Source organism: Ruminococcus sp. NATIVEDY161, assembly GCF_045819895.1.
Lineage (GTDB): Bacteria > Bacillota > Clostridia > Oscillospirales > Acutalibacteraceae > Ruminococcoides.
The window spans coordinates 642,112-655,072 of sequence record NZ_CP162392.1 but is presented as its reverse complement, the minus strand read 5'-3'; the positions used below and the strand labels follow the sequence as shown (position 1 = coordinate 655,072).

Annotated in this window: 15 protein-coding genes; 12 read left to right on the top strand and 3 right to left on the bottom strand. The window is 48.0% G+C overall.

What is annotated here, in order from left to right:
• Nucleotides 1-240 precede the first annotated feature (240 nt).
• On the bottom strand, nucleotides 241-792 hold the full coding sequence (locus AB1I50_RS03135) for an NADH peroxidase (RefSeq protein ID WP_407725314.1): 552 nt from the start codon (nucleotides 790-792) through the stop codon (nucleotides 241-243).
• A 162-nt stretch (nucleotides 793-954) separates the two neighbouring features.
• Here AB1I50_RS03135 and AB1I50_RS03130 point away from each other — a divergent pair, with 162 nt between their 5' ends.
• The 7 genes from AB1I50_RS03130 (at nucleotide 955) to AB1I50_RS03100 (ending at nucleotide 8,282) form a co-directional block, all read left to right on the top strand.
• Nucleotides 955-1,500, top strand: coding sequence for an N-acetylmuramoyl-L-alanine amidase family protein (locus AB1I50_RS03130; protein WP_407724754.1), 546 nt, complete (start codon nucleotides 955-957; stop codon nucleotides 1,498-1,500).
• Nucleotides 1,501-1,564: 64 nt separating this feature from the next.
• Nucleotides 1,565-2,227, top strand: coding sequence for a lactate utilization protein (locus tag AB1I50_RS03125; protein ID WP_407724753.1), 663 nt, complete (start codon nucleotides 1,565-1,567; stop codon nucleotides 2,225-2,227).
• Between the two features lie 249 nt (nucleotides 2,228-2,476).
• On the top strand, nucleotides 2,477-3,796 hold the full coding sequence (locus AB1I50_RS03120) for an RsmB/NOP family class I SAM-dependent RNA methyltransferase (RefSeq protein WP_407724752.1): 1,320 nt from the start codon (nucleotides 2,477-2,479) through the stop codon (nucleotides 3,794-3,796).
• A complete protein-coding gene (gene rsmA / locus AB1I50_RS03115; protein ID WP_407724751.1) occupies nucleotides 3,793-4,644 on the top strand; it encodes a 16S rRNA (adenine(1518)-N(6)/adenine(1519)-N(6))-dimethyltransferase RsmA in 852 nt (283 codons plus the stop codon). Before AB1I50_RS03120 ends, rsmA begins: the two co-directional genes overlap by 4 nt.
• Before the next feature lies 1 nt (nucleotide 4,645).
• Nucleotides 4,646-4,888 carry a hypothetical protein gene (locus AB1I50_RS03110; RefSeq protein WP_407724750.1) on the top strand — a complete coding sequence of 81 codons (243 nt, stop codon included), beginning with the start codon at nucleotides 4,646-4,648 and terminating at the stop codon, nucleotides 4,886-4,888.
• A 179-nt stretch (nucleotides 4,889-5,067) separates the two neighbouring features.
• The gene (locus AB1I50_RS03105) at nucleotides 5,068-7,683 is read left to right on the top strand and encodes a cation-translocating P-type ATPase (RefSeq protein WP_407724749.1); all 2,616 of its coding nucleotides are present in this window, start codon (nucleotides 5,068-5,070) and stop codon (nucleotides 7,681-7,683) included.
• Between the two features lie 62 nt (nucleotides 7,684-7,745).
• Nucleotides 7,746-8,282: an inorganic diphosphatase gene (locus tag AB1I50_RS03100; protein WP_407724748.1), complete on the top strand. Its 537-nt coding sequence runs from the start codon at nucleotides 7,746-7,748 to the stop codon at nucleotides 8,280-8,282.
• Nucleotides 8,283-8,409: 127 nt separating this feature from the next.
• Here the strand turns inward: AB1I50_RS03100 and AB1I50_RS03095 are convergent, their stop codons facing one another.
• On the bottom strand, nucleotides 8,410-8,616 hold the full coding sequence (locus AB1I50_RS03095; RefSeq protein WP_407724747.1) for a hypothetical protein: 207 nt from the start codon (nucleotides 8,614-8,616) through the stop codon (nucleotides 8,410-8,412).
• A 78-nt stretch (nucleotides 8,617-8,694) separates the two neighbouring features.
• Here AB1I50_RS03095 and pgeF point away from each other — a divergent pair, with 78 nt between their 5' ends.
• Nucleotides 8,695-9,531: a peptidoglycan editing factor PgeF gene (gene pgeF / locus AB1I50_RS03090; protein ID WP_407724746.1), complete on the top strand. Its 837-nt coding sequence runs from the start codon at nucleotides 8,695-8,697 to the stop codon at nucleotides 9,529-9,531.
• A 45-nt stretch (nucleotides 9,532-9,576) separates the two neighbouring features.
• On the opposite strand, the gene AB1I50_RS03085 is transcribed toward pgeF, so the two are convergent.
• The gene (locus AB1I50_RS03085; protein WP_407724745.1) at nucleotides 9,577-10,518 is read right to left on the bottom strand and encodes an RluA family pseudouridine synthase; all 942 of its coding nucleotides are present in this window, start codon (nucleotides 10,516-10,518) and stop codon (nucleotides 9,577-9,579) included.
• A 70-nt stretch (nucleotides 10,519-10,588) separates the two neighbouring features.
• Here AB1I50_RS03085 and AB1I50_RS03080 point away from each other — a divergent pair, with 70 nt between their 5' ends.
• The 4 genes from AB1I50_RS03080 (at nucleotide 10,589) to AB1I50_RS03065 (ending at nucleotide 12,788) form a co-directional block, all read left to right on the top strand.
• Nucleotides 10,589-10,750, top strand: a complete 162-nt coding sequence (locus tag AB1I50_RS03080; protein WP_407725352.1) for a hypothetical protein — start codon at nucleotides 10,589-10,591, stop codon at nucleotides 10,748-10,750.
• Nucleotides 10,687-10,833, top strand: coding sequence for a stage V sporulation protein SpoVM (spoVM, locus tag AB1I50_RS03075; RefSeq protein ID WP_407725313.1), 147 nt, complete (start codon nucleotides 10,687-10,689; stop codon nucleotides 10,831-10,833). Before AB1I50_RS03080 ends, spoVM begins: the two co-directional genes overlap by 64 nt.
• Before the next feature lie 227 nt (nucleotides 10,834-11,060).
• The gene (locus tag AB1I50_RS03070) at nucleotides 11,061-11,291 is read left to right on the top strand and encodes a hypothetical protein (protein ID WP_407724744.1); all 231 of its coding nucleotides are present in this window, start codon (nucleotides 11,061-11,063) and stop codon (nucleotides 11,289-11,291) included.
• Nucleotides 11,292-11,330: 39 nt separating this feature from the next.
• Nucleotides 11,331-12,788, top strand: coding sequence for a dockerin type I repeat-containing protein (locus AB1I50_RS03065; RefSeq protein ID WP_407724743.1), 1,458 nt, complete (start codon nucleotides 11,331-11,333; stop codon nucleotides 12,786-12,788).
• Nucleotides 12,789-12,961 lie beyond the last annotated feature (173 nt).

Below are 12,961 nucleotides of genomic sequence, written 5' to 3'. Positions count from 1 at the left end.
AAAATAGATGTGATGATGTTCAATAAAAGATGATTTGGTCTTGTTTCGTTTACAAATCGTATGATATAATAAGCTCACGAAACAGTACAAGTTTTATAAAGTACAAGTTTTGAGGTGTTTTCTCACTTTTCTTTTTTGCTGTTGGTGGGGAAGTACAAGAAAAAGTACAAGGTTGTAAAAAACATAAAAAAGGAGCAGGATTTCTCCTACTCCTTAAAAATTTAGATTTTATGCGGTAAATTACTTACCAAAATATCTCTTTAATAAGCCCTTAAAGCCTGCGCCGTGTCTTGCCTCGTCCTTAGCCATCTCGTGAACGGTGTCGTGAATAGCGTCAAGACCTGCAGCCTTTGCTCTCTTTGCAAGGTCAAACTTGCCCTCGCAAGCGCCTGCCTCAGCGTCAGCGCGCATTTTAAGGTTTTTCTCGGTGCTGTCAGTGAGAACCTCGCCCAAAAGCTCGGCGAATCTTGAAGCGTGGTCGGCTTCCTCAAAAGCGTATCTCTTGAACGCCTCAGCTACCTCGGGATAACCCTCTCTGTCGGCAACTCTCGCCATGGCAAGATACATACCAACCTCGCTGCACTCGCCCTCAAAGTTTGCTCTGAGGTCAGCGATAATGTCCTCGCTTGTGTCGTGCATTTTGCCCTCGCCGAGCTTATGTACCGTAGCGTACTCAGCCTCGGCTTCCATTTTCTTAAACTTTTCCGCGGGCTGCTTACAAACAGGGCACTGAGCCGGCGGCTCGGGACCTTCATAAACATATCCGCATACTGTGCATACCCATTTCATAATTATTTCTCCTTTCAGAATTAACAAATTTGCAAAAGATTTTAATTATAATATCATACAATCTGTGAAAATTAATTGCATATAAGAATTATAACTGTCCTTTGTCAACCTTTTTTATTTTGACGCATACAATATATAAAAATTGTTTAGAAAGAGCTGATTTGTATGCCGAAAATCTTTTTAAGTCCCTCCGCGCAGGAGTTCAACCGCTATGTTGACGGCGGCACCGAGGAGTACTATATGAACCTTGTCGCCGATGCGATGGAGCCGTACCTTTACGCCAGCGGTATCGACTTTGACCGCAACGACCGCGGCAAAACTCTGTCGCAGATAATTAACGATGCCAATGCTCAGGACTACGATTTGCACCTCGCAATCCACAGCAACGCCTCTCCCGAGTCGAGCTTTGGGCAGAATACCGGCGTGCAGATTTACTACTACCCGACAAGCCAAAAGGGCAAGCGCTTTGCAAATATCATCTTCGGAAATTACTCGCCCATATACCGCGAGCCGGGCAATATCAAGCTCGTGCCGACGACCTCTCTCGCAGAGCTAAAGCGCACAAAAGCTCCTGCTGTGCTGATTGAGACCGCGTTCCACGACAATGTTGACGACGCGCGGTGGATTCGCGACAATATCGACAATATCGCAAGAGCGCTGTCAAAGTCCGTCGCTGATTATCTTGGAGTTGAATTCAAAGAGCCGCAATAACTCCTTGCCATACTCCGGATTTTGTATTATAATAGTCGTAATACAAGTTTTAGGGGTGTAAAAAATGACAGACGAGTTAAAAGCAAGAATTGATAAAACTATGGCGAACCTAAAGCGCAACAAAATGGAACCGTATTTTTGCGAGACAAGCGCACAGGCGCGCGAGCTTGTAAAAACCTTGATTAACAAGGGCGACACAATCTCCAGCGGCGGTTCGGTTACGCTAAAGCAGACCGGAATTTACGATATTATCACATCTTCCGACTACAACTACCTTGACCGCAGCCGCGAGGGCATTACACGCGAGGAGGTAGAGGAGGTTTACCGCAAGACCTTCTGCGCCGACGCTTTCTTCACCAGCACAAACGCCCTGACCGAGAACGGCGAGCTCTACAATGTTGACGGCAATTCAAACCGCGTCGCGGCGATTTTGTACGGCCCCAAGAGCGTTGTGGTAATCTGCGGAGTTAACAAGCTTGTCAAAAATATTGACGAGGCAATCCTCCGCGTAAAAACAAAAGCCGCTCCGCCCAACACCGTAAGACTCGGAATCGACACCTACTGCGCAAAAAAGGGGCAGTGCGTGTCGCTTAACAAGGAAAATCCCGAAATGTGCGAGGGCTGCCACGGAGACGGCAGAATCTGCTGTAACTATGTAGTTTGTGCCCAGCAAAGGCACGTTAACAGAATAAAAGTTGTTATCGTTAACGAGGAGCTGGGCTATTAAGAGCTAAATTGTTTCGCTGTGCTCAACAGCTAAATTGCGCTGACGCGCAGCTTGCTTTGCGAAAGCGATTCAGCGTGACAAAATCACATTAGCCCTTCTTGTTCTGACTGTTGCCGGACTTTTTGTTGTCGCAGTTCTGAGTGCCCTTTGTGTTTTTGTTCTGAGTGTTATTGTTATCCATAGATGAACACCTCCTTTGGTAATTATTGTTACCGGAATATTTGGTATTATTCGGATTCGGGAAAAATTATGCAGGAATTTTTAGATAGAATGAAAGCCCTGCTCGGTGGCGAGTATAATTCTTTCTTAGAATATTATGAGGGCGAAAATTTCAGAGGACTTAGGGTTAACACCCTGAAATGCTCTGTCGAAAAACTAAAAAGCATTATCGGATACGAGCTTAAACCAACGCCGTTTTGCGCTGAGGGCTTTTATATTCCAGGCGATGTTCAGTCGCCTGGCAACAGTCCGCTTCATCACTGCGGAGCGTTTTATGTTCAGGAGCCTTCCGCGACCTCGGCGGTTGAAATGCTCGGGGTAGAGGAAGGCGACCTTGTGCTCGACCTCTGCGCCGCTCCGGGCGGAAAGAGCACGCAAATCGGCGCGAAGCTCGGCAGAACAGGGCTTTTGTGGAGCAACGAGATTGTAAAAAGCCGCGCTAATATTCTTTTATCGAATATTGAACGGATGGGAATTAGTAATGCTGTTGTCTCAAACGCGCGTCCCGACGTACTCTGCCCAAGGCTTTCAGGCAAGTTTGACAAGGTGCTTGTTGACGCTCCGTGCAGCGGCGAGGGAATGTTTCGCAAGAACGGCTCGGCTCAGACCGAGTGGAGCGTAAGCCACGTCAAAAGCTGTGCCGAACGTCAGCTCAACATCCTGAACAGCGCAAAAACCGCGCTTAAAGACGGCGGAGTTATGGTCTACTCCACCTGCACCTTCTCGAACGAGGAGAACGAGGGCGTTATCACGCGGTTTTTAGAGGAAAACCCCGAATTTACCATTGAGGATTCGGGCGTGAGCTTCGGCAGACCTACCCTTGAATACGCGCGCAGGATTTTTCCGATGGACGGCGGCGAGGGACATTTTGCCGTCCGCCTGAGAAAAAGCGGAGAAGCTTATAAAACCGAGCCGCTCCCGAACAGACAAAATGCAGATAAAAAAATCCTCGACTTTTACGATTCACTGTTCAAGGACAGACCGTTCGGGGAGAATATCGAGGTAAAGAACAACAAGATTATTATTCTTCCGAAGAATTATGATATGGATATGAAAGGCTTGCCCATATTGCGCGCAGGCGTGGTTTTGGGCGAGATTATCAAAAACCGCATTGAGCCCCACCACAGCGCTTTTGCCTCGGCAAAAATCACAGACTGCGTTCAAAGTGTAGATTTTGATGTGAACAGCCCCGAGATAAAGGCGTACCTTCACGGCGAGGAAATTGACGTGCCGAACGATGTTAAAGGCTACTGCGCCGTGTGCGTAAACGGAATTACGCTGGGCTTCGGCAAGGCTTCAAACGGCAGGCTCAAAAATAAATATCCGAAAGGATTAAGGACGTTAAAATGAGAGGACTTTCCGACATCGGAACAATTAAAGATATTTTGCACCGCCACGGCTTTACCTTTTCAAAGGCGCTCGGTCAAAACTTCCTGATAAATCCTTCCGTTTGCCCCAGAATGGCGGAGCTTTCGGGAGCAGGCGAGGGAGTCGGCGTAATTGAAATCGGTCCGGGAATCGGCGTGCTTACAAACGAGCTTTGTCAGCTTGCGGACAAGGTTGTCGCGGTCGAGCTCGACAAACGGCTCATCCCCGTACTCGGTGAAACGCTTGCGGAGTATGACAATGTAAAAGTTATAAATGCCGACGTGCTCGAGCTTGATTTGAACAAATTAATTGAAGAAGATTTTTCGGGAATGGAGGTCGTAATCTGCGCCAATCTGCCGTATTACATCACCTCGCCCGTGATTATGAAGCTGCTCGAGGACAAGCTGCCGGTTACCGCAATCACGGTTATGGTTCAAAAGGAAGCCGCACAGCGGATTTGTGCGCCTGTCGGCTCGCGCGAGAGCGGAGCGGTTACGGTTTCGGTCAACTACTACGCCGAGCCGAGTTTACAATTTCACGTAAGCGCAGGCAGCTTTATGCCTGCTCCAAAGGTCGATTCCGCCGTAATCAGGCTCGATGTCAGGAAAGAACCGCCCGTTATAACCGACGAAGAAAAGTTTTTCAGGGTTGTCAAGGCGGCGTTCTCACAGCGCAGAAAGGTTATCTCAAATTCGCTTAGCTTAGGGCTTAAAATGAGTAAGGACGAGATTAACAAGGTTTTAGCCGCGGCAAATGTGCCGTCAAACGCGCGTGCGGAAAAACTCAGCTTAGATGACTTCGCGGCGATTGCCGGAAATTTGAGGGATTGATATGAAAACAAAAATGAACGCTTGTTTTAAAATCGGATTTATTTTCTTGCTTGTCTGCGCCGCACTTCTCGCAGGAGCGCTTATTTTCGGCTATGTTTTGTCGAACGAAAAGTTCTGTATGATTATGTCGATGGGCGGCGTCGTGCTCGCGTTTGCAGGGCTGATTTTGGTGCTTGTCAGCAAGCCGAAAAAGCAAAAGTACAAAAAATCAAAACCTATGGAAAATGTTGACAATGATTCTTAGGTGTGGTATAATTCTTAACGATAAAGGGGAGTAGTTCGCGGCAATAGCCGTGGTATATTTCGTCAATCTCATACCGCTTGCGGTATCGGATATACTCTAAAGAACGAGACTTTTATTGCATTCGGTATGAGCGCAATAAAGGTCTTTTTTATTTATTAACCCCCGAGAAGGAGTAATGTATGGAAAAATGGTATCAAAAAACAGGCTCTGAGGCGTTGGGCAGCTTTGGCGTGACAACCGACGGTCTCAGCTCGGAAAAAGCCGCGGAGCTGTTAAAGAAAAACGGAGAAAACAAGCTTGCCGAGGGCAAAAAGAAAACCATTCCGCAGGTGTTCCTCAGCCAGTTTGCGGATTTGCTCGTAATTATCCTTATAATCGCGGCGATTATCTCGATGTTCTCGGGCAATATCGAGAGCACAATCGTAATCTTCGCGGTAATTATCCTCAATGCCGTGCTCGGTACGGTTCAGCACGTTAAGGCTGAAAAATCGCTCGACAGCCTAAAGTCGCTCTCATCCCCGAGCGCAAAGGTTATCCGCGACGGAAAGAAGATTGAAATCGACTCCAAAAATGTAGTTGAGGGCGATATCATCGTGCTCGAGGCAGGCGACCTCGTCGTTGCCGACGGCAGAATTATCCACAATTACTCGCTCCAGGTCAACGAAAGCTCGCTTACCGGTGAATCGACAAACGTCGATAAAAGCGACGAAACCCTCGACGGCGAAGTTCCGCTTGCCGACCGTGTAAATATGGTGTTCTCGGGAAGTCTTGTAACCTACGGCAGAGCACTGGTGCTCGTCACTGCAACCGGAATGAATACCGAAATCGGCAAAATTGCCGACCTTATGAACTCCGCGAAGGAGAAAAAAACTCCGCTCCAGCAGAGCCTCGACAAGTTCTCGAGCACTCTCGCGATTATAATTATGGCAATCAGCGTGCTTGTGTTCGTGCTGTCAATGGCGCAGAAGGGCTGGCAGTGGTCGTTTGACAATATCATCGGCTCATTGATGTACGCAGTAGCCCTTGCCGTCGCGGCAATCCCCGAGGCGTTGGGCTCTATTGTCACAATCGTTCAGGCGATGGGCACTCAGAAAATGGCAAAGGAAAACGCCGTTATCAAGGATTTGAAGGCGGTAGAAAGTCTCGGCTGTGTATCGGTAATCTGCTCCGACAAGACAGGTACTCTCACCCAGAACAAGATGACGGTTCAAAAGATTTTCATCGCAGGCGAGAGCATCCGCGAGGAACAGCTTGACATCAAGTATCCCAGCCACCGCAGGCTGATTTATGATATGGTGCTCAACAACGATTCGAGCATTGTGGACGGAAAGGGAATAGGCGACCCGACCGAGTACGCGCTTATTGAAACCTCGCGTAACATCGGACTTGACGAGGGCGTTATTCGCGATACGCTCGACCGCGAGGAGGAAGTTCCGTTTGACTCCGACCGCAAGATGATGAGCACAAAGTACACTCTCCACGGCGTTCCGCACGTGCTGACAAAGGGCGCTTTGGACTCTATTCTCGACCGCTGTGTGAGCATAGCGGAGAAGGACACCGTCCGCCCGATTACGGATGAAGACAAAAGAATAATTCTCGAACAGAATAATAAATATTCGTCAGAAGGTCTGCGCGTACTCACCTTCGCGTATAAGGAGACAGGGGAGGAGCTCACCGAGGAAACCGAATACGGCTACACCTTCCTCGGCCTTGTCTCGATGATTGACCCTCCGCGCGAGGAGAGCAAGCAGGCGGTTGCCGACGCAATCAGGGCAGGTATTAAGCCGATTATGATTACCGGCGACCACAAAATTACCGCCTCGGCAATTGCAAAGCAAATCGGCATTATGCGCATAGGCGATATGGCTGTAACGGGTATGGAGCTCGACGCGATGGACGACAAGGAGCTTGACGAAAAGCTCGAGAAAATCTCAGTTTACGCCCGTGTATCGCCTGAAAATAAAATCAGAATAGTCGAGGCTTGGCAGAAAAAGGGCAACATCGTCTCAATGACAGGCGACGGCGTTAACGACGCGCCGGCGCTTAAGAAAGCCGACATCGGCGTTGCTATGGGTATCACCGGCACAGAGGTCTCAAAGGACGCCGCGTCGATGATTTTGCAGGACGACAACTTCGCCACAATCATCAAGGCTGTCGCGAACGGACGTAACGTTTACCGCAATATCAGCAACGCGATTTTGTTCCTGCTCTCAGGAAATATGGCGGCGATTATCACCGTTTTGTTCACCTCACTTTTGGCACTGCCCGTGCCGTTTGAGCCGGTTCACCTGCTGTTTATCAACCTTCTTACCGACTCACTTCCTGCAATCGCAATCGGAATGGAGCCGCCCGAGGACGGACTGCTCTCGCAAAAGCCGCGCGATCCCAAGCAGGGAATACTCACAAAGAAATTCACCTCGCTTATGTTCGGGCTCGGCGCTTTGATTTCGGTTTCGGTAATCATCGCGTTCTACCTCGGACTTCAGCAAAGCCCTGCCGTTGCAAGCACAATGGCATTCGCAACTCTCACGCTCGCAAGGCTTTTCCACGGCTTCAACTGCCGTTCCGACAGCTCGATTTTCAAAATCGGCTTTACATCAAACCTCGCGAGTATCGGTGCGTTTGTGCTCGGAGTACTGCTGCTTTCGCTCGTAATTTTCGTGCCGGGACTTCACTCGCTCTTTGCAGTTGCGGACATCGTAGCTCCGCAGGCAGGAATTGTCTTAGCACTTGCCGCGGCGCCGACAATCCTCATTCAGATTATTAAGGTAATCATCGAAAAAATAAAGAAATAAATCATTGACATTACCCTGTCTATTCTTTATAATTAAAGTATAAATTTAAGGGAGGCTTGCATATGAATATTTGGCATGACATTAACCCAAAAAGAATTACCGCAGGAAGATTTTACGCTGTAATCGAAATTTCAAAGGGCGGAAAAAATAAATATGAGATGGATAAGGAGACAGGTCTTTTGAAGCTCGACAGAGTTCTTTTTACCTCAACCCATTATCCTGCAAACTACGGCTTTATTCCGCGTACATACGCCAAGGACGGCGATCCCCTCGACGTTTTGGTCCTCTGCTCCGAGACCATTATGCCTATGACCTTGGTTGAGTGCAAGCCTATCGGCGTGCTTAAAATGATTGACGACAACAAGGACGACGAAAAGATTATCGCTGTTCCCGTAGGCGATCCGAACTACAGCGGCTACAACGATATCAAGGAGCTGCCCAAGCACCGTTTTGACGAAATCCTCCACTTCTTCCAGGTTTACAAAATGCTTGAAAAGGGCAAGGAAACCCAGATTAAGTCAATCAGCGGCGCTGAAAAAGCAAAGGAAGTTGTTCAGCTTTCAATCGAGAGCTACATTCTCGACTTCCAGCTCGCATAAAACTTTCAGTAAAAACAAAAGTAGGGTTCAGTCTTGACTGAACCGCGGCGTTAGCACATAAGTGTTGTTTTCGCGGTTCGGTCAAGACCGAACCCTACAGTGTATTATAATATTAAGTCTTTATCTTTTACAGCTTAAAATCCTCGGCGGTGTAGTTGCCGTAAAGCGAAACCTTGGTCGGCACTCTTAAAAGCGGATTGTAGTTAAAAGCCCTGCACTTGCTGTTTTGAATGTGTCTTGACTTTTTACAGCCGAAAATCCCGTTTTCAAAAAAAGCGTTGTCGCAGTAAACGCAATCGGGAACAATGTTTTTGCCGAAAAGCTTGTTTTTCATAGTGGTCACCCCGAAAATAAAATCTGTATACAGTATAACAGAACTTAAAGGTTCTTTCAAGTTATTTGGAGGTATAAATTGAATTTTAACTCAAAAGTTATGAAGCTCAACAATGCGGACACTGTGCCGTATTTAGCCTATAATTCTTTATCGGAAATAAAATTTATTAATCACGCCTTTTCAACCCGTCTCGGCGGAGTGTCCGAGGGTGAGTTTACCTCAATGAACCTCGCGTTCAACAGGGGAGATAACCCCGAGTGCGTGACGGAAAATTACAAAAGGCTCTGCAAAAGCGCAGGCTTTGATTTTGAGTCTTTAACCGCCTCGGCGCAGAATCACCACACCTTTGTACGCGCCGTTACAAAAGCCGACAGGGGAGTGGGAATTTACAAGCCGCGCGATATGGAGAGCGTTGACGCGATAATCACCAACGAAACAGGCGTTACGCTCGTTACATACTACGCCGACTGCACACCGCTTTATTTTGTCGATACCAAAAACAGGGCAATCGGACTTGCCCACGGCGGATGGCGCGGAACCGTCGGCAGAATTGCCGAAAAGACAATCAAAAAAATGACCGGGCTTTACGGCACAAACCCCGCGGATATCACCGCGGCTGTCGGCCCTGCAATCTCGGTCTGCTGTTACGAGGTCGATAAACCCTGCATTGACAACTTCTACGCGCTTGAGGATTTGGATAAGGAAAAATTCATATTCCCCAAGGTCGGCGGAAAATATATGCTCGATTTGCTTGAATGTAACAGGCAAATCCTTGTGTCGGCAGGCGTTAAGCCCGAAAACATCACCGTAAGCGACGTCTGCACCAACTGCAACAGCGAGCTGTTGTGGAGCCACCGCGCGACAAAGGGACATAGAGGTACAATGTGTGCGTTCATGTGTTTAATTGAAAATTGATAATGGACAATTGATAATTATGGGCGGACTCTGTCCGCACCTGATTTATTTAACAAACGGCACGTCCTTAACCTCAAACTCCTTACCGTTCAGGTAATCGAGAATACCTGCGTCGGTCGTAAAATTAAATCTCAGCTTGTAGCTGTACAGCGCCTGATACTTAAAACTATCGGGCGCTTTTTTGTTTTTGCCGTACTTTGTATCGCCCACAAGCGGATGACCGATATACGCCATATGCGCCCTGATTTGATGGGTTCTGCCGGTGAGCAGTTCAACCTCGGCAAGGCTGTACCTTCCGTCAAATTCAAGGATTTTGTATTTCGTCTTAATCTCCTTGCCGCCCTCGACGGGCTTTGGGTGAACCGTAACCTTGTTCTTGCTCTCGTTTTTGGTGATATAGCCTGTCAGTGTATCGCTGTCCTTCTTAGGCTTGCCGTGGAGCAGGCAGAGGTAGAATTTTTCGAGCTCGCGCGTTTTCATTTTTTGATTTAAAATCCGCAGGCTCTCGGCGTTCTTTGCGGCAATTACAATTCCGCCGGTGTTGCGGTCAATTCTGTTTACAAGCGCAGGGCAAAACGCCTGCTCCTGCTCGGGGTCGTACTCGCCCTTGTCGTAAAGGTAGTGCAAAACTCTGCTTATCAGCGAATCAAAGTGGTAGCTTTTGTCGGGGTGGACAATCACGCCCGGCTTTTTGTCAAGGAGCAGAATATTTTCGTCCTCATAAACGATGTTCAGCTTTTTAGGGGCTTTTAAAAACTCGTAGTGCTTTTCCTCGGCACCCTCAAAAAACTCGTCCTTTATGTAAAAGGTCAGCACGTCGCCTTCCTTGAGCATTTCGTCGCCCGATACCTTTTTGCCGTTTAGCTTAACGCACTTTTTGCGGATATACATATACATCATCGACTTTGGCATGGTTTTAAAATGCTTTTGCATAAATTTGTCAAGCCGCTGGTTTGAGTCGTTCTTTTTTATTTCAAGCGTTCTCATACAATCACCGTTTCTATATTATAATAAATCGCGGAAAAATTCAAGCACACAATGCTTGCCGCCGTGTATTATGGTAAAGGGTGATAACGTGAAGTGCCGCAAACAAAAGGTAAAATCCGCCGTCTGCTTCGGCGCAGGCTTGCTTGTCGCGTCGCTGTTGCCGCCAAAATGGGTGTTGGTTGTCGCGGCAGCCGCGCTTGTAATAGTCAGCTTAACTTGTATCAGGAGGTAACTATGAAGGTTATACTTATTGAAAATCCCAGGTTCATATCGGCAATTTTAAGGAAGATTTACGGTATAAAAAAGGTGAAGTGAGCTTGCCGTAAAACGCAAAGCCCGAATATATTTGCACAGGCGGACAAATGCGTCCGCCCTTTGCATTTTAAATATGAATAGTAATAATTGCTAAATAATCTATCTTCCAAATGTGCAAAGTGACAAAATGAAAATTCAACCGAAAAATATTATTGAGTTTTATCAAAAAAACAGATATAATAAAATTGGGAATATATGCGGAAACCAACCGCTAAAAAACAGGAGGATTGATTAACGATGAAAATGACAAAAAAGTTATCAGCGTATTCCTTGTTGCAGCAATGCTGATTGCCGTAGCCTCGGTATCATTCACAGCCTTTGCCTCAACAGGCACGCTCGCGCCGACCTACTATGCCACTAACCCCGGCGGCAAGGTAGGCGTTCAGAAAACAATTACAATCGACGGCAGCGCTGCCGACTGGGACGAGAGTATGCTCATCGCCCAGGGCGCGGCTTAGGACGTTGCAAACCAGTTTAAGGGCGGCCACGAGAACTGCGTGCTCGATACATACGCGCTTTTCGGAGCGTGGGACAGCACCAACCCCTACATCGGCTGGCAGATGGTTAACACCACCGACACATGGGCAAGAGAAGGCGACGGACCTCTGTCCGACGGCGGACGTGTTCTTGACGTTCCCCTTATTCTCGCTCTCAGCGTAGACCCATCAAGCACCTCGATGTCTAACAAGAACACCGACGGCAACTCAATCTGGGGACAGAAGATGGGCGTTCAGTTTGACACCCACGTTGACGACCTGCTCTATATGAGCGGCAAGCCCGGTCTCGGCACACCTGCTATGTTCACAGCGGTTGACGCAAACGGTAATACAAACTTCACCACAGGCTGCAAGGAATTCTCTAAAAACGGAATTGCCTATAAGATGGCAGAGACAAACATCTGCAGCCACATCTACGGCCTTAACGGTTCAAAGAAAACCTCCGACATCTACGATGATAACGCAGGTTGGGTAGATTATAAGACCTTCAAGAGTTCATCGGGAACTCATAAGACTACATATGACTCATTCTATGAGATTAAGATTCCGCTCTCAACCCTCGGAATCGACGCAAGCTATCTTAGCACAAACGGAATCGGCGCAATGCTCGTAGCTACACGCGGAGAGTCGGGACTAGACTGCATTCCTTACGACGACACAATGCTCAACAACGCAACAGGCTCATATTCATCCGACCCGAGCACCTCCAAGGAGAAAGAGGACGTGGACGTAATCACTTCCGACTTTGCGAGAATCGGCGCTCTCGGCGGCGGAGTAACACCTACTCCCACACCTACCCCTGCTCCCACAGAAAAGCTCACGCTTAACGCAAATTCAAACTTCTTCCCGGCAAAGACCTTTACAAACAGCAACGGCGAGCAGTTTGTTACCGTAAACTACAAGCTCAAGTCAACAGCTCCGCTCGTAAACGCTCAGTGGAATATGAGCTACGACACCACAAAGCTCAAATTCGTCTCTGCCGCAATGCCCAACGTTGAAGGCTTTGCGTGCGAGGAGAACACTCCCGGACTTGTCAAGGGCAACTTCTACACCCTCAGCTTTGCTAATTTCACCACCGAGAAGGACTTTGTTTCCGCGACCTTCAAGATTTTGGGCTCGGGCACAACCACGACCAACTTCAATCTTGAAATTCTCGGCGTAAGATACGCTAACTCAAACAAATATCCCGTTGACAACGGCACCGCTCAGACCGTTTCAGGCGTTACCGTTACAAAGAGCACCGAGATTAAGGGCTCAGACGTAATGCTAGGCGACGTTAACAGCGACGGCGTTGTATCGGTAGCCGACGCGACCTTGGTTCAGAGGCGCGCCGCAGAGATGATCACACTCACAGGCGACGCTCTCGCGGCAGCCGACACAAGCAAGGACGGCTTTATCACCGTTGCCGACGCAACTCTGATTCAGCAGTTCGCAGCAGAAATGATTGACCATTTCTAAGTCAATTAACAATTAAAGATTAACAATTAACAGTGAGCTGCTGACCGAAAGGATGGGAGCTCTTTGTTAGTTATGAGTTAAGAGTTATGAGTTAAATAACCAAAAACCTCCCCTGATACGCGAAGCGCTTTAGGGGAGGTGTCATTTTGCTCGCAAAATGACGGAGGGGTTGG